Below are 23,084 nucleotides of genomic sequence, written 5' to 3'. Positions count from 1 at the left end.
GCAATTAGTTTTCAAATTTAGTATTTTAATTTCTTTTTTAGATAATAAAAAAATCCCATCTTGCTTTTACAACAAAATGGGATTTTATATTTTATGAAATCAGAAATCTGATTATCCTAAAGCAGCTCTTTTGAAACCGGTAACGATAAGATCTTTGTCTAAAGATTTAGCATAAGCAGCAACGCTCAGTTTATTGTCTTTAATGTAGTCTTGGTTTACTAAAGTGTTGTCTTTAAAGAAACGAGCTAATTTACCTTTAGCGATATTGTCTAACATTGCTTCTGGTTTTCCTTCTTGACGTAGGATATCTTTAGCAATTTCTATTTCTTTAGAGATAGTTTCAGCGTCAACGCCACTTTCGTCTAATGCGATAGGTGACATAGCTGCAGCTTGCATAGCGATGTTTCTTGCTACTTCTTCAGCACCTTCAATTTTTGCAGATAAACCAACTAAAGTAGCGATTTTGTTTCCAGAGTGGATGTAAGACCCGATGAAAGCACCTTCTAATTTTTCGAAAGTTCTTATTTCTAGTTTTTCACCGATAACTCCAGTTTGCTCTATTAATTTATCAGCAACAGTAACTCCGTTGAAGTCAGCTGCTAAAAATGACTCTTTATTGTCAAAATTCAATGCCAAATTAGCCATTTCAGTAGCCATTTTTACAAAGTTTTCGTTCATACCTACGAAGTCAGTCTCACAGTTCAATGTGATAACAACACCAGCAGTTTTGTCAGCATTTACAACAGCAATTGCAGCACCTTCTGTAGATTCTCTATCAGAACGGTTAGCTGCTACTTTTTGTCCTTTTTTACGTAAGTTTTCGATAGCTAAATCAAAATCTCCATCTGCTTCAACCAAAGCTTTTTTGCAGTCCATCATACCTGCGCCAGTGATTGTTCTTAATTTATTTACGTCTGCAGCAGTAATTGTTGCCATATTGTATTATTTTTTAAGGTTAAAAGTAAAAAATTCCAAGTTTCAAATCCAATTTCCAATTTTATTAAATTATCAACTTTAGGTTTCTAATTTTTTATGGAGAGGAATTTAGAACTTGGAATTAAATGTTAATTTATTCTTCAGTTGCAGTTGGAGCAACTGCTTCTACAGCAGGAGCTACTTCTACAGCTTCAGCAGCAGGAGCAACAACTTCAGCAGTAGCTTCACCTTCTTTGTCAGAACCTCTATCAGAAAGTCCTTCAACAATTGCAGCTGTAACTAAAGATAAAATTTTATCAATTGATTTAGAAGCATCATCGTTAGATGGGATTACGTATTCAACCTCTCTTGGGTCAGAATTGGTATCCACCATTGCGAAAACTGGAATGTTTAATTTTTGAGCTTCTTTTATTGCGATGTGTTCCGCTTTGATATCAACTACGAACAATGCAGCTGGTAGTCTAGACATATCTGCGATTGAACCTAAATTTTTCTCTAATTTAGCACGAAGACGATCAACTTGTAAACGCTCTTTCTTAGAAAGGGTCATGAATGTACCATCTTTCTTCATTTTATCAATAGTAGCCATTTTTTTAACAGCTTTACGGATAGTTACGAAGTTAGTTAGCATCCCACCAGGCCATCTTTCAGTGATGTAAGGCATGTTTGCAGCTTTTGCTTTTTCAGCAACGATGTCTTTTGCTTGTTTTTTGGTAGCAACGAATAATATTTTTCTACCTGATGCAGCGATTTTTTTCAAAGCTTCATTAGCTTCTTCAATTTTTGCTGCAGTTTTATATAGATTGATAATGTGAATACCATTACGCTCCATATAAATGTAAGGAGCCATGTTTGGATCCCATTTTCTAGTCATGTGTCCGAAGTGAACACCTGCTTCTAGTAATTCTTTTACTTCTACTTTGTTTGCCATTTTGTTCTAGTTTACGTTCTGTTGATTAGCAATGCATAAATGGCGATTTCTCGGCTATATACATTTAGATGCTAAACTATTTCCTACCTCGGTAGGAGAGCAACAACAACTTTGTTTTTTAAATTCAATAATAAATGAACGATGTCTTGTCCCATTTGAACAAGACAGGTAATATTAACGTTTAGAGAATTGGAATCTCTTACGAGCTTTCTTCTGACCGAATTTCTTACGTTCAACCATTCTTGGATCTCTTGTCAATAAACCTTCTGGTTTCAAGATAGCTCTGTTTTCAGCATTTACTTCACACATAACACGTGCTAATGCCATTCTTACAGCTTCTGCTTGACCAGTTGAACCACCACCATAAACGTTAACTTTTACGTCAAAGTTGCTTACATTTTCTGTCATAGACATAGGTTGTAACACTTTGTACTGTAAAGTTGCAGTTGGGAAGTATGTTTCGAATGCTTTTTTGTTTACAGTGATTACTCCTGTTCCTTCTGAAACATAAACACGTGCAACAGCGGTTTTTCTTCTACCGATTTTGTGAATAACTCCCATTACTTAAGATCGTTAAGGTTAACTGTTTTAGGTTTTTGAGCGCCTTGTTTGTGCTCTGATCCTACAACAACATTTAAATTTCTAAAAAGTTCAGCACCTAATTTATTTTTAGGTAACATCCCTTTTATTGCTTTTTCAACTAGTAATGCAGGGTTTTTTGATTGCAATACTTTAGCAGTTAAAGTTCTTTGACCTCCTGGGTAACCAGTGTGACGGATGTAAGTTTTTTCATCCATTTTGTTACCTGTAAGGTTAATTTTTTCTGAGTTGATAACGATTACGTTATCACCGCAGTCCACGTGTGGTGTGTAACTTGGTTTGTACTTACCTCTCAAAATCATAGCGACTTTTGAAGCAAGACGACCTAAGTTGTGACCATCAGCATCTACAACAATCCACTCTTTTGTAACGGTGGCTTTGCTTGCTGATTGTGTCTTGTAGCTTAATGCGTCCATAATATTTTTTTAATTAAACATTCCATCCCCAATAAAGGGGTTGCAAAAGTACAATTAATTATTTTAAATACAAATACCTTAAATGATTATTTTTTCCTTGTTTTTGCTCTGATAATCAAATGTATATTTAGATTAAATTTAGGATATGTTTTTTTGAATTATCTTAATAATAGGTCTTTCGATATTTGTATTACATTTGTTGTCAAATAAAATTTGTATATTACACTTTTGTAAAAGCAGTTTTTACATTCTGAAATAACTATTTTGTTTAAGAAGCACCATTATAAATTTATTTTTAAATTGGCATGTTTTCTATAATCATTACAAAGCAATAAATACCGACCTATGAAAGCTAAAGCAACTTTAAAACAAATTGCAAAAGAACTAAATGTTTCTGTTTCTACAGTTTCAAAAGCACTTAATGATAGTCCTGAAATTAGTGAATCAACAAAAATTAAAATCAAAGAATACGCAAAACTAAAAAATTACAAACCAAACGTTATTGGTTTGAATCTTAAAAATAGAAAAACAAAAACTATTGGTGTAATTATTCCTAATATTCTGAATTCTTTTTTTGCCAAAGTATTTAGCGGTATTGAAAAAGTTGCAGATGAAAAAGGATATAATGTTATTATGTGTATCTCTAATGAATCATTAGAAAAAGAAGCGCATACTCTTGAAATGTTGAGTAACGGAACAATAGATGGGTTTATTTTGTCTGTTTCAGAAGAAGCACAAAAACTTCATGAATACAATCATTTCAAAGAAATTATAAATGACGGTACTCCTATAGTTATGTTTGACAGAATTGCCGATGGGGTAGAATGTGATAAAGTAATTGTAGACGATTTTGATTCGGCTTTAAATTCAACACAGCATTTAATAAATTTAGGTTGCAAGAATATAGCTTTATTTTCTTCTGTAGATAATTTAAGTGTGGGTAAGTTAAGAGCTGAAGGGTATCTCAAAGCATTGGAAAAAAACAATATTCCCGTCAATGAAAATTTAATTATTCGAACCGATTCTGAGGCGGATCTGAAAGACAAAATTAAAGCTGTTTTTGATAATAATAAAATTGATGGAATATTTGCTTTAGATGAAAATGATTCTGTTGCCGCATTAAAAATTGGTCTTAAAAAAGGATATAAAATCCCAAAAGAACTTTCTATTATAGGTTTCGCTGACGGAATCCTTGCTTCGAGAAGGTTGTCACCAAGTCTGACTACGGTAAGTCAACATGGTATAGAAATAGGACAGGTCGCTGCTAAATTGCTTATTAACAGACTGGAATCCAAAGAGGAGGATTTGCCTTATGAAACGGTTGTGATCAAAACAAAATTGAAAGAAAGAGAATCAACAAGAAGGTTGTAGCACCAATATAAGGATTTTAAAAAGCTATTCAAAAATTTTGAATGGCTTTTCTTTTAACTATTGGTTTGTAATTCAAATTGCTGTAATAGATTTCGAAATGATTAAATTCTAATGCGCTTCCAGCCAGTCTTTTCCTGCTCCTAAATCGACATCCAAAGGCACGTCAAGTTTAAATGCATGCTCCATCTCGTATTTTATCATTGGTTGGATTTTTTCAAGTTCAGAATTATGGACATCGAAAACAAGTTCATCATGCACCTGCAGCAGCATTTTGCTTTTCCAGTTTTCAGAGGTTAGTTTTTTATGAATGTTAATCATCGCAATTTTGATAATATCGGCAGCACTTCCTTGTATCGGGGCATTTACCGCATTTCTTTCGGAAGCACCACGAACCACCGCATTGGCGGAATTAATGTCTTTTAAATAACGGCGACGGCCTAAAATGGTCTGAACAAAACCATTTTCCCGTGCATATTCAATTTGTTCTTGAATATAGGTTTTTAATCTGGGATAGGTTTTGTAATAGGCTTCGATCAAAGCCGCGCTTTCACTTCTTGACAATGAAGTTTGATTGCTCAAACCAAAAGCTGAAACTCCATAAATAATACCAAAATTCACCGTTTTAGCATGGCTTCTTTGTTCCCGTGTTACTTCTTCAAGCGGAACATTGAACACTTTTGAAGCGGTTGATTTGTGAATGTCTTCGTGATTCTGGAACGCTTTAATCATGTTTTCTTCTCCGCTTAATGCCGCAATAATTCGCAATTCTATCTGGGAATAATCCGCAGAAACGATAGTGTGATTTTCATCTCTTGCCACAAATGCTTTTCTGATTTGTCTGCCACGTTCGGTACGAATCGGAATGTTCTGTAAGTTTGGATTATTGGAGCTCAAACGACCAGTTGCAGCCACGGTTTGCATATAATCAGTATGTATCCGATAGGTAATTTTGTCTACTTGGTTTGGCAAAGCATCAACATAGGTGTTTTGTAATTTTATCAGTTGACGCCAGTCGAGAATGTCTTTAACAACTGGATAATCGGTAGCTAAATAGCTTAAAATTTCTTCTCCTGTGGCATATTGCCCGGTTTTGGTTTTCTTCTGCTTTAATCCTCCAATTTTTAATTTATCGAATAAAACATCACCCAATTGTTTTGGGGAAGCCAAATTGAATTTCTCGCCGGCAGTTTCGTAAATAGAGGCTTCCAAAATCTTAATATCATCGTCTAGTGTTTTGGATAACGATTTTAAGAAATCGGTATCCACACGAATTCCTTCTTTTTCCATGTCGGCCAACACTTTTACCAATGGAATTTCGATTTCTTCAAAAAGTTTTTTGGTGCCAGTTTTGTCTAATTCTACAGTAAATATTTCTTTGAGCTGCAAAGTGACATCGGTATCTTCAACAGCATATTCTTTAATATCTTCCAATTCAATATCGCGCATTGATTTCTGGTTCTTCCCTTTTTTGCCAATCAATGTTTCAATTGATTTTGGGGAGTATTTCAAATAAGTTTCCGATAAAATATCCATATTATGACGCATGTCCGGATTGATCAGATAATGTGCAATCATGGTGTCGAATAATTTTCCTTCTACTTTAATATTGTAATTAGAAAGAATTTTTAAATCATATTTTAAATTCTGTCCAATTTTTTCAATAGTTGAATTTTCGAAAAAAGGAATGAATTTTTCGATTAAAGTTTGTGCTTCGTCTTGGTTTTCTGGAAATGGGACATAGAATCCTTTTCCTTTTTCATATGAAAATGAGATGCCTACCAATTCAGCATGCAAAGCATCCAATCCTGTTGTTTCGGTATCAAAACTAACTGAAGATTGGTTTTGTAGATTTTGCAATAATAATTTCAGTCCTAAATCGCCCTGGATAATCTGATAGGAATGTTCCGTATTCTCTAAAGCATTATAATATTGATGACGTGTTTCTTCTGAAGTGTCATCAGGAATCGTACTTCCAAAAAGATCAAATTGTTCTTCGCTTTTGGGTTGTTGTTTTTTATATAATTTGGCTTCATCAACTGGTTTACTGGCTGTCGCAGTTCCGCCTTTTTTGAATATTGCATCAAATTGTTCCGCCATTCTTCGAAATTCCAATTCGTTGAAAAGGGCATCCGTTTTTTCGACATCAGGGGTGGATAGTTCGTAATCTGTTTCATCAAAAACAACCGGGCAGTCCAGCAAAATAGTGGCCAAAGTTTTAGATAATATTCCTTTCTCTTTATTGGCTTCAATGTTCTCCTTCATTTTTCCTTTTAGCTTGTCAGTATTTGCCAAAAGGTTTTCCATTGTTCCAAATTCCTTTAATAATTTTTTGGCGGTAACTTCACCCACACCTGGTAAGCCGGGTATGTTATCGGCGGTATCGCCCATCATTCCAAGAAAATCAATCACTTGATCCGGTCTTTCAATTTCGAATTTCTCCAATACTTCAGGAATTCCCCAAATTTCAATTCCATTACCCATTCGGGCAGGTTTATACATGAAAATATTTTCGGAAACCAATTGTGCAAAATCCTTATCCGGCGTTACCATAAAGACTTTGTAATTCTGTTTTTCAGCTTGTTTAGCAATTGTTCCTATTAAATCATCAGCTTCGTAACCTTTAACCTCTATAATAGGAATGTGCATCGCTTTGAGCAAATTTTGGATGTATGGAATGGCAATTTTTATAGCCTCGGGCGTCGCATCGCGATGGGCTTTGTATTCTGGGAATATGTCGTTTCTTAATTGGCTTCCACCATTGTCAAAAGCAACGGCTAAATGATCCGGCTTTTCTCTTTTTATTACGTCCATCAAGGAATTCATGAATCCCATAATAGCCGATGTGTCCATTCCTTTGGAATTGATCCGAGGGTTTTTTATAAAAGCGTAATAGCCACGAAAGATTAAAGCATAAGCATCGAGAAGGAACAGGCGTTTTTGTTGTGACATAATGGAGATTTTGTAAAGTTTTCAAAAGTACAAAACTTGACAGATATAGAAGATACAGTTTTAACTATTTCTTAATTATTCCTATTGGAGCTTTTTTGAAGTCTAAAAAGTGTAGTTTGAAAGTTTATTAATGCAAAATTTTTCTGAAAGCGTAAAGGGTATAATTATATTTTGAGAGAGAACGATTACTAATTTTTACAAATAAAAATTCAATATTTTTTATTTGTAAGACTATAGATATAGACAGGCTAAAAATAGGTGTTTAATCGATAAAAAGTGCATTTAAACGATTGTATTATGTAATTTTACTAATCAAGATAGGGTTCAATGACGTTCTTTATGTTTGCTCTTTTTAATTCGTGTATTATGAAAAAAAATTACTTTGCTAAAACGGTTTTACAAGCCTATTTATTATTTTTCATGATAATAACGACAAATGTGTTTTCCCAAGTTGGTATTGGGACTGTTACTCCAAATGCTAGTTCTGTTTTGGATGTGTCTTCTACAACTCAGGGAATGCTGACACCCCGAATGACTTCAGTGCAGCGGACCACAATTACATCTCCAGCTGATGGCCTGATAGTATATGATACGGATTTGAAATCTTTTTATTATTACAATTCAACTTTAACAGCTTGGACCAAGATGAGTAGTGAGGCTAATGGCAGATTAAAATTCAAACTCATTAGATCTACTGATGTTTTAGCGACAGTTTTGGCAGCTGAAAAAACTGCGGGCGGAAGTACTAAATATCTTTTGGAGGCAAATACTTTATATGAAATTAATGGTACTATAAATGTTGATTTACCTATCGAATTGAATAATGCCTATGTTATTGGTATGGATGCCGGGGAAGATAAATTAATTAAGGCATCGGGGGATCTTTTTACGGGTACAACCGGAGGTTCTATTAAGATATTAACTTTGACAGCAACAAGTGGTACTGTTTTTAATGTTATCGGGACAGGATCTATAGCAGCAGGGACACAGACACAAAGTTTGATCGTAAGGGATTGTATCGTTATAGGCTCTTCTAATGTAGGTAAAATTGAAAATTTTGCATTAGTGTTTGTAAGTATCGTACAATTTTTAGGAAACACTGCAGGAATAATCTATAAAGATATAGCCAAAGTATTGCTCAGTAATGCAGCATGGTTCGGAAATAATTCGGGAACTTATGAGGCATTTCAAGGGACTTTTGGGCTGATTGAAAAAACAGGGGGATTTAGTGAAGTCTATGGAGCTGGTATTGGATTTGATGTCTCCAGTAATCCCACAATTACCGGAGATGCAGTAATGGAATCGGTTGTTTTTACCGGTACCCTTTCTTCAGGGAAATATGTTAATGGATATACGGTCGGCAATTATACCGGATATAATTTCAATAATAACTGGAGTGTCCGTTGTGCAGGAATTCCAACTGAAGGAGATTCCTATGCAACCGGATTTCTGTATGATTCCAATAATACAACATCTTCCCGTACCACAGCAACAACTTTAAATCAAGGGTATAAAGTTGTTACGAACGCAACAGCCACGAACAACATGTTCAGAGTGTCATCCGGAACAAGTGGAAGATTAACGTATACGGGAAAAAAAACGAGAGTTTTTCAAGTAAATGCATCAGTATCATTTGTGGAATCTTCATCAGGAAGCAATACGAATTATTTGTTTTATATAGCAAAAATTGCTAGTGACGGTACAACAGTAACAGCTCTTTCCGCAACAGAAACGTATCTGGATACAAATAGTGGATTTGTTCAGGCTTTTCCAATTTCAGGAACTGTACAGCTAAATGCCAATGAATCTGTGGAGGTTTATTTAAAAAGAATAACGAACCCTTCACAGGCAAAGATTAATATAGATGTATATTCGTTAAATATGGCCATTAAATAAAAGTAGGAATGGATTTATAATTTCTAGCCTCACTTTTCAATTGCAACTAAGGATCTAAAAAACTAAATAATAAGTTAAATTTTTCTACGCAGGCAAATCTTCATTTTTTCTTCATATTGGGATTATACATTTGGTCTATGAATAACAAATAAATAATTTAAATTTTAGAAACCATGAAGAAAGTAGTGATGTTAGTTGCCATTATGCTAGGAACAAGTGTTATGGTAAATGCGAAAACAACTCCAGTAAAAACAGCTCAGGCAAAAGAAGTCAGAATGGAGAAACATGCAAAACATAGAAAAACCAGAGCAGAAAAGAAAGCTGCCGCTATGAAGCAAAAACCGCTAAAGTAAAAAAATAATGAACGTTTTTGTTTTGCGTTCTAAATAATTTAAAATCAATTGGCAGGACGGCAAAACAAGGGCTAATTATTGAAAAAGCTGGTAAATAGATTTATCAGCTTTTTTTATTACCAACTTTCGGTTAAATTTTCAACTATTTAAAACATTTATATTTACATTATTTGTTACTTTGAATGGTACTATACAATCATTTATGAATATTCTTGTCGTTGAAGATAATCCTGAATTGGCCATTGAGTTGAAAAATTTTCTTTCTGCGAGTGGCTATGTTTGTAAAATTGCTAAAAACTGTTCAACTGCATTAGAGGAAATAAGCAGCAATGATTACGATATTATGTTGCTGGATTTGGGATTGCCAGATGGGAACGGTTTTGAGATTTTAAAAACCGCTCGAAAAATACAATCTAAAATGGGTGTCATAATACTAACAGCTCGTGGCGAACTCGATGATAGGATCAATGGATTGCAGCTTGGAGCAGATGACTATCTTACAAAGCCTTTTGCTCTAACGGAATTAAACGCACGTTTATTTGCTATCATTAGACGCATACACGGCTTCGTTGTTAACGATTTAGACATTCATGATTTTAGTTTACAGCTTCAGGATTATAAAGTGCATTGTGATGGAATTCCAGTTAAACTGACCAAAAAAGAATTTGATATTTTTCAATATTTGGTGTTAAATAAAAATCGAGTTATTACCCGATTGCAATTAACGGAGCACATTTGGGGGGATATTCTGGAGGTTAATTCCGATTCGAATTTTATTGATGTACATGTACGAAATCTTCGTAAGAAGCTAGAAAAATATGCTGCAATTGAATGGTTTGAGACCGTAAGAAGTGTTGGTTACAGGATAAACGATTAAATTATTTCATGAAAATAAAACACCAATTAACGATATTCAATGCAATAACCAGATTGCTTGTGATTTTGGTTTTGTGGATGATGTTACCTGTTTTGGTTGAAAAGGTGGTTTACAAGCATATTAATAAAAGTTTATTAGAAAAAAAACAAAAGTTTATTGAACATTTAGATAGGGAGGAAATCAATGATTTCGTTGTTAGAAACGACTCAACGGAAACCTATGCAAGCTTTTCTACATTACACAGTGAATTTCTACAATTGTCCAGATTACCAATAAATTCAGAAGTAAATAAAACCGTTTTTATTAATGAACCTCGAATAATTGAGGGAGAAAATGATGATTACAGAATTTTGCAATATCAATTTCTCTATGAGAATACGCACTATCAGCTTGAGATAGGCAGTAGTTTGAGTGAAGTTGAAGAACTGACTTTTACGATTCGATTTTTTGTTTTGATCGTGCTTATCATTATTCTGTTGGTTACTTTTTTGATGGATACTTTTTATATTGAGTATCTTTTGAAGCCTTTCTATAAAATTATCGATACTAAAATCCGTCGGATAAACGAACCGGATACCTTTGATCATACGCCAATAGACTCGCATTCTGCAGATTTTCGGGAATTGGATATGGTTTTAAACCAAATGATGAATCGAATAAGTGAACTTTTTAAGAAAGAAAAACAATTTATCGCCAATGTTTCTCATGAACTTTTGACTCCAATTGCATTATTAAAAAATAAATTTGAAAATTTGCTTCAGAATGATTCGCTCAACGATATTGCTATTGATAAAATTGCCAGTTCTTTAAAAACGTTAGATACCCTAAAGAAAGTAATCAATAATTTGTTGCTTATTTCGAGGATTGAAAATCATCAATACGAGTCTAAGGAAACTATAAATTGGGGTGAATTACTTACTAATTTGCACGAAGATTTAAAAGACCGAATGGAGGAAAAAAACTTGACTTTCATGATGAAACTTCAATATGATTTTCAGTTTATTGGAAATAAAACCCTAATTCATATTCTTTTATATAATTTAATTGCAAATGCCATTAAATACAATAAAAAAAATGGAAGCATCACAATTACAGATGGCTTTGAGAATTCCAATTATTTCCTATCGGTTGCTGATACCGGAATTGGAATGACCGAAAATCAAATAGATCAGATATTCAATAGATTTTCCAGAATGGATTCTAATGAAGAAGGGAATGGTTTAGGTCTTGCAATTGCGGAGAGTATTGCCCTTTTTCATCATATAGTATTAGAGGTTACTTCAAAACCAGACGAAGGAACAACATTTCGGTTGTGCTTTCCGAATAATTAAAAACGGAGTAAATAGTTAATATTTACCAGGAAGCTGAATCTTCATTAAATCTTCATTTAGCAGTACTACATTTGGTCTATAAGTAAATCAAATTATTAATAATAAAATTCACAATCATGAAAAAAGTATTGATGTTAGCTGCAATGGTTTTGGGAACTACAGTAATGGTAAACGCTCAAAAAGCTCCGGCAAAGACAGCTCCCGCTAAAGAAGTTAAAGCTACTAAAAAAGCTAAAAAAAATGCCGCTAAAAAAGTAGAAGCTGCTAAAGCTGAACCTGCAAAAATGGAAGCGACTAAGGCGAAAAAATAATTGATTACTCCTGTTTTACTTTCTTAAATTGTTTAAATCAATTATAAAAGGTGATTAGTAAATAGTAGGGTCTAATTGAAGAAAAGCTGATAAATGAATTTATCGGCTTTTTTTATATAAAAAGGGTTGCACAAATAGATTTGGTACGATTTTAGTTAAATTTTGATTAATAAAAACTAAAGGTGTTTTCTTAATTTGTTATTTTGTATAAAATATTATAAAATGATTCTTCGCATACTATTATTATGTTTTGTCTTTCTTATCATTGAGCTTTATGCATTCCAAGCATTGCGAACCTTAATAAAGGTAAAATGGGTTTTGGTCTCTTACCTGATTATTAGTTTATTGCTTTTAATATTCATTATTTATTCTTTCATGCAGTTTGACCGTTCTGTCGGACAAACCAAGCAGACCATGTTTACTATGGGTTTAGTGCTTTTAGTATATCTTCCAAAAATGGTTTTGGCTCTTGTTTTACTTGGAGAAGATATTTTTAGGGTAGGAGCCGGATCAGTAAATTATTTTCTTCAGAACAATGATAATATAACTTTTTTAGCGTCAAGAAGGAAATTCATCAGTCAGGTTGGATTAGGATTGGCAGCAGTCCCATTTTTGTCTTTAATCTATGGGGTGACGGTAGGAAAATACAATTATAAAGTAATCAAACAACGAATCTTCTTTCCCGATTTGCCTGATGCTTTTGATGGTTTTACGATTACTCAAATTTCTGATGTTCATAGCGGAAGCTTTGATAATCCAGAAAAAATAAATTATGCGATCGATTTAGTGAACGAGCAAAATTCAGACATGATTTTGTTTACCGGAGATATTGTAAATACGGATGCTAAGGAAATGCATCCCTGGATAGAGACGTTCAACCGGATAAAAAAACACGAGTATGGTAAATATTCTGTTTTAGGGAATCACGATTATGGTGAATATGTAACCTGGCCGACGGAGGCAGATAAAGAGAAAAATTTCCAGGATATAAAAAATCTATACGGACAAATTGGTTTCAAATTAATGTTGAATGAACATGCTTTTATCGAGAAAGGAAATGATAAAATCGCATTAATTGGTGTAGAAAATTGGGGGCAAAACTTTAAAAAAGCGGGAGACATTAACAAAGCATCACAGCATGTGAATAAGGAGGATTTTAAAATTCTAATGAGCCATGATCCATCACATTGGGATTACGAAGTGCAGCATCACGAGAAGAATTTTCACCTTACGTTATCAGGACATACGCATGGAATGCAATTTGGTATAGAAATTCCGGGTTATTTCAAATGGAGTTTGGCACAATACGTTTACAGGCAATGGGCTGGTTTATATGAAAATGCAGGTCGATATGTATATGTAAATAGAGGGTTTGGTTTTCATGCCTATCCCGGAAGAGTCGGAATAATGCCTGAAATTACAGTCATCGAACTAAAAAAAGGCAAGGATGTGGCTTAATTCGTTTAAAATGTTACATTTGTATAATAATTATCTTTTTTTAGTAAATTTAGAAAATTAAATTTTTGCTTTTATGTCAAAATTTGGAGAACTTATAAATACACAAATTCCTGTGTTGATTGACTTTTATACAGATTGGAACGAATCTTCTGTTTCAATGCATCCTGTAATTAGAGATGTTGCGGCAGCGCTTGGCGATAAAGCAAAAGTCATTAAGATAGATGTTGATAAAAATCAGGAATTAGCTGAAGCTTTGCGTATAAAAGGTCTTCCTACGCTAATGATTTACAAAGAAGGTTTAATGATCTGGAGACAATCCGGAGAGTTGGATGCTAACACTATTATTAGCATTGTCCAGGAACAATTGTAGCAGAGTCCATTTGTTTTATTGGAGAACATCACAAATAAAATTGTTTTCGTTTAGATAAGCCAAAGTTCTTGGAAGCGCATATTCTAAGTTTTGGAAAGCTTTTATGCTGTCATGAAAGACAATTATGCTTCCTGATTCTGTATTTGACAGTACGTTTTTTAAACAAGCTTCCTGCGATAGGTTTTGATCGAAATCTGCGCTTAATACATCCCACATTATTATTTTGTAGCCTAATTTAGTTATTTCTTTAGCTTGGCTAGTTTTTATCTTTCCATAAGGCGGACGGAAGAATTTAGATTTTAGGTTAATTCCGGACTGCTGTATGATTTCCTCACATCGTTTGAAGTTTTCCAAATAGGCTTCAGTGGTTGTTTTCCAGCCATTCAAATGATTGTAGGTGTGATTTCCAATTGCATGACCTGCAGTGATTACTTTTTTGAGTATTTTGGGGTTTTTATTAATGTTATCACCTATACAAAAAAAAGTTGCTTTTGCATTGTGTTTTTTTAATTCTTCCAAAACCCATTCAGTAATTTCCGGTATTGGTCCGTCATCAAAGGTGAGGTATACTTTTTTTTCGGTATTGGGAATATCCCACGTATAATTTGAAAATATTTTTTTTATAATCCGATTTGTTTTTATCCAATAAAAATCCATTTGTTTTTTAGCTTAAAAGTAAAAAAAAATAGCGACATTTTTCAATATCGCTATACTTTCTAATGATTAAATTTTCTAACTAAATTACTCTTTTTCGCGACCAAAACGTTCGAATATTTTAATGTAGGTGTTGAAAATCACTTTGTTTTTATTATAAAAAGCGGTATCCCCACTTTCTTTCATTACATGAAGTAAACCCCTGTAACGTTCGATATCTGTTATTATATCCACTGCAATATCCGTTTGATCCACCGCATTGAGATTAATGTAATAATTTAAATTTTCTTTGTATTTGGTCATTAATTTTTCAAGGAGTTCCTGAGCTTTCGCCTTTTCTCCAATAGCGTAATATCCTTTAGCAAATGGTTCAACCAAAGAATAATAACCAAATTTGTCCAAAGGCATTTTTGTCATGGCCAAATCAATAATGTTTTTAGCTTTGTCTTTCTTTCCTTCTTCAATTAACTGATTCATCAATCGGGCAAGATTCATTCGGTATGTAATGCTGTTTCTTCTGGTTTCAGGGTCATGATAAATAGTAGGACTTTCACTATTTCCCCAATCCCACTTCATAACGATAGTGTACATTTTGTCAGCATCGATCTGTCCCATTTCCATTTGGCTTTCGTCTTTACCCATTTTAGTTTTTACAGGAACTAGTTTGTAAACCATTCCGTCTAATTGAAGGTAGTCTTTCATCCATAAATAATCTTCATTGTCAAAGGCACCACCACTAAAGTAAATAGGTCTTTTCCAGTTGTTATTGGCGACAATATCAAGCATCATCAATCTGTTTTTGTATAATGCATTTCCTTTGATATCGATGTCTATATAAGGAACGATTGAGTCATTATATTTAGCAGAAACGACTTTGTTTTTGATGATAACATTTTTGTCAACAGGAATTCTAAGTTTATTCGTAGGATAAAAATGAATCGTTTGTCCATTTTGCATCTCAACAGTGGATTTTGGGTTTTTAATAAAACTGATGAAGTCTTTTACTTCCCATCTGCTTTCTACTTTTGGAATATGGGCTACATAATCCAGTTTATCTCCCACATAGTGATCATGAGTGAAAGAAATAGGTAACGGATCTGATTCGTATGTTTTAGTTTTCATTTGATCGATATACCAATCGGTCATGAAAAGACTTGTGTTTACAATTTTAATATCAGTTCTTACTTTTTCAATTTCCTGGGCATACCAAAGCGGGAAAGTGTCATTGTCACCAATGGTAAATAATATTGCATTCGGATCGCAAGAAGTAAGATATGCTTTTGCCATAGCAACAGCAGTGTATTTATTAGAGCGATCGTGGTCATCCCAGTTTTGAGAAGCCATCAGCACCGGAGCGACCAGCAAACTTGCTGCTATAATTAGGGGTCCGGCTATTTTTGGTGCCAAATATTTCTGGAGGCTTTCATATAATGCGTAAACTCCAATTCCTATCCAGATAGCAAAAACGTAGAACGAACCAACTAAAGCATAATCTCTTTCGCGAGGTTCAAAAGGTCGTTCGTTTAAGTAAATTTTCAATGCCAGGCCGGTAAATAAAAACAAGGCTAATAATACATAGAAACTCTTCAAATCTTTATTTGCATGATACATCAAACCGATGAGTCCAAGTATAAATGGTAAAAAGAAATATACATTTCGGCCTTTATTATTCAATACGTCTGATGGTAAGTTATCCTGTGAGCCTAAATGCAGGCTGTCAATAAATTTTATTCCACTAATCCAATTTCCGTCTAAATTATCATATCTTCCCTGTACATCGCTTTGACGCCCTACGAAATTCCACATCAAATACCTCCAATACATATAGCCAAACTGGTATTCAAACATAAAGCTAAAGTTATCAATCGTCGATGGTTTTTCTATGATTAGGTAGTCTCCGTAGCTTTTTAAGAAAGAAACGTAGCCTCCGTTGTCTATTTGTTTTTGAGCATACGCTTGTCTAAATTCGGTCACTGTTTTTTCGACTTCATTTTTCAACTGCGCAATGGCTTTGTTATACTCTTCTTCAGTTAATTTACTTGGATCAATGCCATATTTTGCTAAATCGTCCTCATATGGATAATCCGGATTGATTTTAAATTTTGGAGGGTTTGAGAAATTCATATAATTCTCGACATGTTCGGTACTCCACATTCTAGGTAAAATAGTTTTTTGATTGTCGTCACTATTTTGCTCGGCATTTTTAAAATTATTTGTAATAATATATTTGCCCGTTTTGTAATCTCTTTCGTAGTTCGGAGCTTTGTCCAGATAAGGATGGTCCTTATCTAAACCAGCAAAGGTTTCCGTATATTGTGCGCCGTAAAATAAAGGATTTACGCCATATTGCTCTCTGTTATAATAGGCTAGAACTTCAGCTGCATCCGATGGTTTATTTTCGTTAATTACTGTGTTCGCATTTGCTCTGATAGGTAGCATCATCCAGGTCGAGAACCCAATTAAAATAAATAAGATACAAAGGATTATAGTATTGTAGAATACCCAGCCTTTTTCTTTTGTGTATTTCAAACCGAAGTAAAAGAAAGCGATGAATAGCAGTCCGACAAAAATACTTCCTGAATCGAAAGGCATTCCTAATTCATTTACCATGAAAACTTCAGTTTTTCCGAAGAAAGCCATCGTTAATGGAAGCAATAATTTGAATATAAAAAGTAAAACGGCAATAACAACAACATTTGCAATGATGAAATTTTTGACAGTAACTACTTTGTAATGTTTGAAAAAATAAAGAAAACCAATAGCAGGTATGGTCAATAAGGCCATAAAATGCACTCCAAACGAAAGTCCTATAACAAGTGAAATAATCAATAACCATTTATTTCCTCTCGGGGTTTCCATGTCTTGTTCCCAGCGTAAACCTAACCAAAATAGTAAAGCAATCAATAAAGAAGCCATAGCGTAAACTTCGGCTTCTACAGCGTTGAACCAAAAACTATCAGAAAAAGTATAAGCTAATGCACCAACAAATGCGCTGCCTAAAACAACTATGTCATTGTTTTTATCTGATTGCCCCTGTTCGTCTTTACCGCTTGAGTCAGAAAAACGGGAAATCAATTTCTTTAGGATCATTGTAGAGGACCAATACATAAATAATATAGTAAAGGCACTTGAGAAAACGGACGTCATATTGACCATTAAGGCAATATGTTTGTCGTCTATGGCAAACATCGCAAAAAAGGCGCCAATCATTTGAAATAAAGGTGCGCCAGGGGGATGTCCTACTTCTAATTTTGCAGCTGTAGCAATATATTCTCCACAATCCCAGAAACTCATTGTGGGTTCAACGGTGAGTGTGTATGTTACTAATGCGATTCCAAATGTAAACCAACCAATAATCGTATTCCATTTATTGAAATTGAATGTTGCCATATTTCAGTGCTAAATTGTAGTTAAATTTTGAGTTACAAAGAAAATGTTTTTTTATGTAACGATGCGAGCATTAACAAAAATTTCTAAAAAACAAATCTGGGAAACTAATGGATTGGTTTTCAGTATTTTTAAAAACCTGACAGCTGGTTTGGATGCTTAAATGAAATTATTTTCAATAAAAAGCGTTAAAAAATTTGCGCAAATTAAAATTTGTATTAAATTTGCACTCGCTTAACAAAAGCAATGCTGGTCTATGGTGTAATGGTAACACAACTGTTTTTGGTGCAGTCTTTCAAGGTTCGAGTCCTTGTAGACCAACTGGTAGAATGAAAAAACCCTGTAAACTCAATAGTTTACAGGGTTTCTTTTTTTATGACGTAGTAAATCACGTAGTAATTTTATAGATGATATGAAATGAAATATTGGGCAGTTCGTTATAGTATTATATTTAATCGATAAGTTTTAAATATTTTTCATAATCCACGAAATAACTCTGATTTGGTATAAATAATAAAATCCTTACGAATTAACATAAGGATTTTTTTAGAAAGACAACTTAAACATTTATCTTTTGCATTGAATTTTCAGCAATTCACTTACTTTATATCTTTTTCTGTTACTAAATGGTCTGTACACTTTAATTTTTCCATCCGTTTCATATTTCCCAATTGTGGTCTGACTTCTAATTCCTAAAATCACCATTGCTTCTTTTGTGTTTACATATTGTTCCATAATTTTATTTTTTAAATGCATTTGACTTTACTGTCTTTGATATGAAAATAAATTGTGCTCCTCTGGTTTCTGTTTCGGGTTGGCACATACTTAATGTAGCCATACTCATTTAGTTCATTCATACATTTGTGATATGTTTTTGGGGAAGAAATCATCGCTATTTCCATAATTTCATAACTGTATACTTGAATTGGATTAATAAAGCCCTTATCCACCCTGAATTGAAGCAATGCAGCATAGATACCAATATGCGTGACGCTGATACGGCAATCTTTTTTTATCGCCTTAAAGAAATCGGATAAAGGTTTTAGTGTTTCCATTAAGTGTTAGTTTATCAACTTATATGCATACTTTGTTTGTAGCCCTTTCTGCTACATGGAATTAGACTGGCTTTTCTTTCTTTTCTTGCCTTCCTTTGGTATTTCAGGTTCGTCGTCGTCAGCATTCTGGCTTTGCTTTTTGCTATCTTGCTTTACAGAAGTTTTTTCGACTTCGGACTGCTTTTCCTCTTTGGAATGACGGTTGTCAATTCGTTGCATATTACCATCGTACACATTGATAGTTTTGAATTGTGGACTAGCTTCAATATACTGTTTGACCTCATTACCTTCTTTTAAGAAAGTAGCAGATTGCAGGTTTCCTTTTTTCATGGAATCCATCAGATCCTCTTTGTACTTAGGATTTTCTAGTTCCTTGATTGGATGTTTAGCTAATGTTGCCTCAAGATCATAACCATAATTCTGATGGTATTGGTTTAACTTAAAGTTTCCGTTAGTATCGGCTTGTTTAAAATCCATCTGCACCCAAGCGTTGTATATTTCTCCTTCTTTATTGGTAAGGTCTTTGTTTACGGATCTTCCCTCCATAAGATTAAAAGCTTCTTTCATGGTAATGTTGCTGCCTTTATTGATATAAAAGGTTTGTTCCAGAGCTTCCTTGGAATTCTCCTTTTGCAATTCCACCTTGTAGGAATTAAAAAAATACATATCGCTTTGATCTGATTTTTTAAAATTCAATGTTGCCAGGGCGGTATCATTACCGTATTGTGCATTATGGTTCAAAGTGAAATTTGGGTCCTCTTTCTGCATTTTTGCTTTCAATTCACTTTCCAGTCCTTCACCGAAACCGGTGTACTTAACCTGGTCTTTTAAGTATTCAAAATTTTTCTCGTTCATGACTAAATTCTTTAAATGATTAATAATTTATAGTTTGGGCAGCACGGTGACCTTTGCCAGCTTTTTGTTTTTCACATGCAGTTCCACGTGTCTGCCACCATCCTTTTCCATTAGCTGTATGGCTAGGTATTTTTGCTCTGGAATCGTAAATTTTGGAAGAGCAAATACAAATGTGTTTTCCGCTTCCCCGTCAATTTTAACTACATTATTTAGAATGTAGATTGGTGTAATTTCGATTTCCTGTGAAGCGGTTCGTTTTACTTTTTTAGTATCACGTATAAAAAAGCGAAGCTGGTCAACATCATAATTGATTTTAGAATTGTTCGTCACTTTTATCCTGTAATACATAACATCATCACGTATATAAATTCCGTTAAGTTGAAAATCAATATCATAGTTGCTTTCCTTTTCACCTCGTATCTTTTTCTTGTCATAAAAAGCCAATTTGGAATACTCTTGAACATCCTCTTCGTTTCCAGTTTCAGACGAAAAATAAATTTCCTGACCTTCCGGTTTGATCTTATTCACGGTGAGATTCAATTGTGGCGATTTCTCATCATAGTTTAGGACGAAAGAATATAATTTACCATCGGTAGTGACCACCGTAAGGTTGGTCTGAAAAAATCCTTTCTGGGCTGCCTTAATCATCAGCATATTTTCAAGACCTTTCGCTTTCTGCACTAGTATATCCTGACTTCCCCTATCAACACTTTTAATAGCATAGGGAAATACGATATTGGTCGTTTTTGAATAGGCTATTGTTAAAGAATCAGGGTCAATTTTAGATAGACGGTTTTTGTCTGTTTGTTGTGCAAATGCACTGATGGTAAGAAGTAGTAGATACCCCATCATCAATAGATTAAAATTTTTCATATTTATAATTTTTAGTTTTTAATTGGAATCTTTTTGTTTCTGATTTTCATCACGAATCAGTACCATATAGCCGGCCTTTACAACCACTTTGACTAGTTTTACTTTTTTACTCAGAAGACTTTTAGCGGCCTCAATTCCAGCTCCCGCCGCCTGCGCTCCCCAAGAATCATCAAGGCTTGCAACACCGAGCGTTTGCATAGAACGGTCAGCAGATGCTTTGGCTACATCACGGTTGATGGCGCCTGGAATATAGATCCCACTGAGTCCATCTATATCATATACGGACAAGTCAACAGGAAATAGGGAGTTGTTGTATCTTAGGCTGTTTATCTTAATTGCCAGTCTTTCTCCTTTTAGAGAAGCTGTGCCAAAAAGAAAATTGTCCTTTGGAATTTTTATTCCATTTATAAAAATATCATTAGAAAGTCGCAACTTAACTGTTGAACCATTTACAATAGTCTGGGTTTCATGGATGACAGCTTCCACGGCATTTTGTGTATAGTCAGGACTTGCCAGTTCATCCAAAGAATAAAATCCATTGTGTCCAGATTGTCCAGCAAAGGCAGTTGTATTTACTGGAGCACTTTGTAATGAAGAAATATTGTCTTCATGCGTTCTAGTACCGATGGCAAATACCTGTCCTCGTTGCTGTTCCGAGGCTTTTCTTAATTTTTCCTGTATCCTGTCTGGATGTTGAATATCAAGGATGTTTTCGAGCATTCCGCTGAGCTGTTGTAATTCGGGATCCTGATCGCCACTTTGACCGTTCATGGATTGCATCATTTGTTCCAGTTTATCAACATCATTGGAATGCATCGAGGTCTCATTTGACTTTGTATATTTAGTATAATCCCGATTTTGTACCGGAGATACTACTGGCGTATTTATCACCTTTTGCAATGCCTCCAATTTTTGATGCACTTTTTCTTCGTTCGGATCATGAAACACCGATGTATTTAAACCCGTGCTTCCTTTTCTAAAAGTAACGTCACTACTATCTTCAGTTGAATCTATCTGAAAAGACTGGCTCAAATAGTTTGGGTCTTTTTTGATGAGTTCATCAAGCTTTATAGAGTCAAGGGTAGCCTGATCATAATAATTCATCTTATCTAATGGGAGTCCTTCCTTCAGATTCGCGTCGGGGAGCTTTATATTGAAACCCTTTTTTTCTACTGCTTGTGTATTTGCAGCTTCCATTTTTCCAGCACCCAAGGCCCAAAACATAACGGTTACAAATGGGAGAACCAGTAGCGGTAATACAACTAACAGCTTGCGCTGTCTTAACATTTTTAATGATTTTGTTTTTTGTTCCATGATATTAATTTTTAAATTGTGAGTGATAATACTGTTCTACTATGGTGATACTGTCCAGAAGTCCGGGGCGATAGTGCAGAATACTGTCATATAGTTTTTTTCCTGTGGGACTGCGACCGAGGCTATCCATATACCTGCGAAAGCGGACAATTTTTTCAAATTCGGTTTTACTGATGGCTACATTTAGCTGGATGGATTTTTCTTCAAATGCTACCACATTGGTTGGTCTGGTAATCGGAGTTACAGCTATGCTTTTAGTTGTATTCCCTGAAAAGCTATTCACAATCAGGTAAATGCTACAACCGCCTGTAAACACTGTAAAACAGAACAGGATGATAATCCAACTTTTACGTGATAAATGTGCTGTCTTGCGCTCTAACCATTGGGCGCACTTATATTGTAATCGTAGATTTGCTTCATCAAATCTTTGTAATAAACTACTCTTGAAACTATCTGCCTCAGCAGGACTATTTTTATTGTTTTTTTTAAAAGTGAATTTCATGATTTGTAGTTTTATTATTTTCTGTTTTCGGTACTTAAATCACGATTCTCGATTGTGTTCCACCGTTCAATCAAAAATCCATGTGGATTGTTATCACTACGAGATACATTACGAAGATTCCCTTCCGTTATCAAGTTTCGGTATGTAATGCTGGTAGTTCTGGTAATATTTTGGATAGCATAACACCGGAATTGATAGGGATAGGTATTAATGTTAATTGTCACGCTGTCAACCTGTATGGTCTGGCTGATATTACCTGATATGATACCAGCGTAATACCCATTTTCTTTTAAATCATCATAGATCCGTTTTGCACTGTCATCAGCAAGATAAAGTGCCTTGGTGACATTGGTTTTGATGACTTTATCATCCGGATCAAGGGTAAAGAATAACTTATGGAAGGTCTTTACATGATCTCGGGCTTCAACGGGTATATTGTCTTTCCTGTCCGAGGCATAGGCTTCCAATGCTTTTCCATTGGCCAGTATATAGACCTTATCTTGCATTTGTGATACTAGACTGAAACTCTTGTAAAGGGCAAAGCAGCAGATTACAATACAACCACCTATCATTAACATGGTAAAGCCGCGTACATGCCGAAAGGCGGTGTCAATATTTTTCATTTTGCTAAACATGATATTTTCT

The 23,084-nt window shown here is 34.4% G+C and carries 22 protein-coding genes and 1 tRNA gene; 9 read left to right on the top strand and 14 right to left on the bottom strand.

Going from position 1 to position 23,084, the window contains the following annotated elements; genetic code table 11:
• Positions 1–111: 111 nt before the first annotated feature.
• The 4 genes from tsf to rplM form a co-directional block, all read right to left on the bottom strand.
• Positions 112–936, bottom strand: a complete 825-nt coding sequence (gene tsf / locus ACNQGH_RS00205; protein ID WP_417953971.1) for a translation elongation factor Ts — start codon at positions 934–936, stop codon at positions 112–114.
• 133 nt (positions 937–1,069) lie between these two features.
• On the bottom strand, positions 1,070–1,867 hold the full coding sequence (gene rpsB / locus ACNQGH_RS00200) for a 30S ribosomal protein S2 (protein WP_417953970.1): 798 nt from the start codon (positions 1,865–1,867) through the stop codon (positions 1,070–1,072).
• 174 nt (positions 1,868–2,041) lie between these two features.
• Entirely contained in the window at positions 2,042–2,428 is a 387-nt protein-coding gene (gene rpsI, locus ACNQGH_RS00195) for a 30S ribosomal protein S9 (protein WP_066080508.1), read from the bottom strand.
• Complete coding sequence (gene rplM, locus ACNQGH_RS00190; RefSeq protein ID WP_035669714.1) at positions 2,428–2,883, bottom strand: 50S ribosomal protein L13; 456 nt, start codon at positions 2,881–2,883, stop codon at positions 2,428–2,430. Before rplM ends, rpsI begins: the two co-directional genes overlap by 1 nt.
• Positions 2,884–3,228: 345 nt before the next feature.
• Between rplM and ACNQGH_RS00185 the strand changes: the two genes are divergently transcribed.
• Entirely contained in the window at positions 3,229–4,254 is a 1,026-nt protein-coding gene (locus ACNQGH_RS00185; protein WP_417953969.1) for a LacI family DNA-binding transcriptional regulator, read from the top strand.
• Positions 4,255–4,362: 108 nt separating this feature from the next.
• On the opposite strand, the gene polA is transcribed toward ACNQGH_RS00185, so the two are convergent.
• Positions 4,363–7,203 carry a DNA polymerase I gene (polA, locus tag ACNQGH_RS00180; RefSeq protein ID WP_417953968.1) on the bottom strand — a complete coding sequence of 947 codons (2,841 nt, stop codon included), beginning with the start codon at positions 7,201–7,203 and terminating at the stop codon, positions 4,363–4,365.
• Between the two features lie 366 nt (positions 7,204–7,569).
• Here polA and ACNQGH_RS00175 point away from each other — a divergent pair, with 366 nt between their 5' ends.
• The 7 genes from ACNQGH_RS00175 (at position 7,570) to ACNQGH_RS00145 (ending at position 13,799) form a co-directional block, all read left to right on the top strand.
• Complete coding sequence (locus tag ACNQGH_RS00175; protein WP_417953967.1) at positions 7,570–9,099, top strand: hypothetical protein; 1,530 nt, start codon at positions 7,570–7,572, stop codon at positions 9,097–9,099.
• A gap of 173 nt (positions 9,100–9,272) precedes the next feature.
• Positions 9,273–9,452: a hypothetical protein gene (locus tag ACNQGH_RS00170; protein ID WP_417953966.1), complete on the top strand. Its 180-nt coding sequence runs from the start codon at positions 9,273–9,275 to the stop codon at positions 9,450–9,452.
• 202 nt (positions 9,453–9,654) lie between these two features.
• Positions 9,655–10,329: a response regulator transcription factor gene (locus ACNQGH_RS00165; RefSeq protein ID WP_417953965.1), complete on the top strand. Its 675-nt coding sequence runs from the start codon at positions 9,655–9,657 to the stop codon at positions 10,327–10,329.
• Between the two features lie 8 nt (positions 10,330–10,337).
• Entirely contained in the window at positions 10,338–11,660 is a 1,323-nt protein-coding gene (locus ACNQGH_RS00160) for a sensor histidine kinase (protein WP_417953964.1), read from the top strand.
• A gap of 116 nt (positions 11,661–11,776) precedes the next feature.
• On the top strand, positions 11,777–11,971 hold the full coding sequence (locus ACNQGH_RS00155) for a hypothetical protein (RefSeq protein WP_417953963.1): 195 nt from the start codon (positions 11,777–11,779) through the stop codon (positions 11,969–11,971).
• A gap of 222 nt (positions 11,972–12,193) precedes the next feature.
• Positions 12,194–13,429, top strand: coding sequence for a metallophosphoesterase (locus ACNQGH_RS00150; protein WP_417953962.1), 1,236 nt, complete (start codon positions 12,194–12,196; stop codon positions 13,427–13,429).
• A gap of 73 nt (positions 13,430–13,502) precedes the next feature.
• On the top strand, positions 13,503–13,799 hold the full coding sequence (locus ACNQGH_RS00145; protein ID WP_143385951.1) for a thioredoxin family protein: 297 nt from the start codon (positions 13,503–13,505) through the stop codon (positions 13,797–13,799).
• 15 nt (positions 13,800–13,814) lie between these two features.
• Here ACNQGH_RS00145 and ACNQGH_RS00140 read toward each other — a convergent pair whose 3' ends face one another.
• Together ACNQGH_RS00140 and ACNQGH_RS00135 are read right to left on the bottom strand one after the other, a co-directional pair.
• Positions 13,815–14,456 carry a polysaccharide deacetylase family protein gene (locus tag ACNQGH_RS00140; protein WP_417953961.1) on the bottom strand — a complete coding sequence of 214 codons (642 nt, stop codon included), beginning with the start codon at positions 14,454–14,456 and terminating at the stop codon, positions 13,815–13,817.
• Between the two features lie 84 nt (positions 14,457–14,540).
• On the bottom strand, positions 14,541–17,843 hold the full coding sequence (locus ACNQGH_RS00135) for a glycosyltransferase family 117 protein (protein ID WP_417953960.1): 3,303 nt from the start codon (positions 17,841–17,843) through the stop codon (positions 14,541–14,543).
• A 247-nt stretch (positions 17,844–18,090) separates the two neighbouring features.
• Between ACNQGH_RS00135 and ACNQGH_RS00130 the strand changes: the two genes are divergently transcribed.
• Positions 18,091–18,161, top strand: a tRNA-Gln gene (locus ACNQGH_RS00130).
• Between the two features lie 246 nt (positions 18,162–18,407).
• Here the strand turns inward: ACNQGH_RS00130 and ACNQGH_RS00125 are convergent.
• The 7 genes from ACNQGH_RS00125 to traK are packed head-to-tail and all read right to left on the bottom strand — an operon-like array spanning position 18,408 to position 23,074.
• Positions 18,408–18,575 carry a MerR family transcriptional regulator gene (locus ACNQGH_RS00125; RefSeq protein ID WP_417953959.1) on the bottom strand — a complete coding sequence of 56 codons (168 nt, stop codon included), beginning with the start codon at positions 18,573–18,575 and terminating at the stop codon, positions 18,408–18,410.
• Positions 18,576–18,586: 11 nt separating this feature from the next.
• Entirely contained in the window at positions 18,587–18,895 is a 309-nt protein-coding gene (locus ACNQGH_RS00120) for a hypothetical protein (protein WP_417953958.1), read from the bottom strand.
• 51 nt (positions 18,896–18,946) lie between these two features.
• A complete protein-coding gene (locus tag ACNQGH_RS00115; RefSeq protein WP_417953957.1) occupies positions 18,947–19,750 on the bottom strand; it encodes a hypothetical protein in 804 nt (267 codons plus the stop codon).
• 27 nt (positions 19,751–19,777) lie between these two features.
• Positions 19,778–20,623 (bottom strand): conjugative transposon protein TraN, encoded by an 846-nt coding sequence (gene traN, locus ACNQGH_RS00110; RefSeq protein WP_417953956.1) that lies wholly within the window; start codon positions 20,621–20,623, stop codon positions 19,778–19,780.
• A gap of 18 nt (positions 20,624–20,641) precedes the next feature.
• Positions 20,642–21,937: a conjugative transposon protein TraM gene (gene traM / locus ACNQGH_RS00105; protein ID WP_417953955.1), complete on the bottom strand. Its 1,296-nt coding sequence runs from the start codon at positions 21,935–21,937 to the stop codon at positions 20,642–20,644.
• Between the two features lie 4 nt (positions 21,938–21,941).
• Positions 21,942–22,439 carry a hypothetical protein gene (locus tag ACNQGH_RS00100; protein ID WP_417953954.1) on the bottom strand — a complete coding sequence of 166 codons (498 nt, stop codon included), beginning with the start codon at positions 22,437–22,439 and terminating at the stop codon, positions 21,942–21,944.
• Positions 22,440–22,453: 14 nt separating this feature from the next.
• The gene (gene traK, locus ACNQGH_RS00095; protein ID WP_417953953.1) at positions 22,454–23,074 is read right to left on the bottom strand and encodes a conjugative transposon protein TraK; all 621 of its coding nucleotides are present in this window, start codon (positions 23,072–23,074) and stop codon (positions 22,454–22,456) included.
• Positions 23,075–23,084: the final 10 nt, after the last annotated feature.

It is taken from the genome of Flavobacterium kochi (assembly GCF_048286715.1).
GTDB lineage: Bacteria > Bacteroidota > Bacteroidia > Flavobacteriales > Flavobacteriaceae > Flavobacterium.
This window is presented reverse-complemented; position numbering and strand designations above follow the sequence as displayed.

Bases quoted from the DNA above. Each gene is read 5' to 3' on its own strand.
- tsf (WP_417953971.1), bottom strand. From the start codon at position 936: ATGGCAACAATTACTGCTGCAGACGTAAATAAATTAAGAACAATCACT.
- rpsB (WP_417953970.1), bottom strand. From the start codon at position 1,867: ATGGCAAACAAAGTAGAAGTAAAAGAATTACTAGAAGCAGGTGTTCAC.
- rpsI (WP_066080508.1), bottom strand. From the start codon at position 2,428: ATGGGAGTTATTCACAAAATCGGTAGAAGAAAAACCGCTGTTGCACGT.
- rplM (WP_035669714.1), bottom strand. From the start codon at position 2,883: ATGGACGCATTAAGCTACAAGACACAATCAGCAAGCAAAGCCACCGTT.
- ACNQGH_RS00185 (WP_417953969.1), top strand. From the start codon at position 3,229: ATGAAAGCTAAAGCAACTTTAAAACAAATTGCAAAAGAACTAAATGTT.
- polA (WP_417953968.1), bottom strand. From the start codon at position 7,203: ATGTCACAACAAAAACGCCTGTTCCTTCTCGATGCTTATGCTTTAATC.
- ACNQGH_RS00175 (WP_417953967.1), top strand. From the start codon at position 7,570: ATGAAAAAAAATTACTTTGCTAAAACGGTTTTACAAGCCTATTTATTA.
- ACNQGH_RS00170 (WP_417953966.1), top strand. From the start codon at position 9,273: ATGAAGAAAGTAGTGATGTTAGTTGCCATTATGCTAGGAACAAGTGTT.
- ACNQGH_RS00165 (WP_417953965.1), top strand. From the start codon at position 9,655: ATGAATATTCTTGTCGTTGAAGATAATCCTGAATTGGCCATTGAGTTG.
- ACNQGH_RS00160 (WP_417953964.1), top strand. From the start codon at position 10,338: ATGAAAATAAAACACCAATTAACGATATTCAATGCAATAACCAGATTG.
- ACNQGH_RS00155 (WP_417953963.1), top strand. From the start codon at position 11,777: ATGAAAAAAGTATTGATGTTAGCTGCAATGGTTTTGGGAACTACAGTA.
- ACNQGH_RS00150 (WP_417953962.1), top strand. From the start codon at position 12,194: ATGATTCTTCGCATACTATTATTATGTTTTGTCTTTCTTATCATTGAG.
- ACNQGH_RS00145 (WP_143385951.1), top strand. From the start codon at position 13,503: ATGTCAAAATTTGGAGAACTTATAAATACACAAATTCCTGTGTTGATT.
- ACNQGH_RS00140 (WP_417953961.1), bottom strand. From the start codon at position 14,456: ATGGATTTTTATTGGATAAAAACAAATCGGATTATAAAAAAAATATTT.
- ACNQGH_RS00135 (WP_417953960.1), bottom strand. From the start codon at position 17,843: ATGGCAACATTCAATTTCAATAAATGGAATACGATTATTGGTTGGTTT.
- ACNQGH_RS00125 (WP_417953959.1), bottom strand. From the start codon at position 18,575: ATGGAACAATATGTAAACACAAAAGAAGCAATGGTGATTTTAGGAATT.
- ACNQGH_RS00120 (WP_417953958.1), bottom strand. From the start codon at position 18,895: ATGGAAACACTAAAACCTTTATCCGATTTCTTTAAGGCGATAAAAAAA.
- ACNQGH_RS00115 (WP_417953957.1), bottom strand. From the start codon at position 19,750: ATGAACGAGAAAAATTTTGAATACTTAAAAGACCAGGTTAAGTACACC.
- traN (WP_417953956.1), bottom strand. From the start codon at position 20,623: ATGAAAAATTTTAATCTATTGATGATGGGGTATCTACTACTTCTTACC.
- traM (WP_417953955.1), bottom strand. From the start codon at position 21,937: ATGGAACAAAAAACAAAATCATTAAAAATGTTAAGACAGCGCAAGCTG.
- ACNQGH_RS00100 (WP_417953954.1), bottom strand. From the start codon at position 22,439: ATGAAATTCACTTTTAAAAAAAACAATAAAAATAGTCCTGCTGAGGCA.
- traK (WP_417953953.1), bottom strand. From the start codon at position 23,074: ATGTTTAGCAAAATGAAAAATATTGACACCGCCTTTCGGCATGTACGC.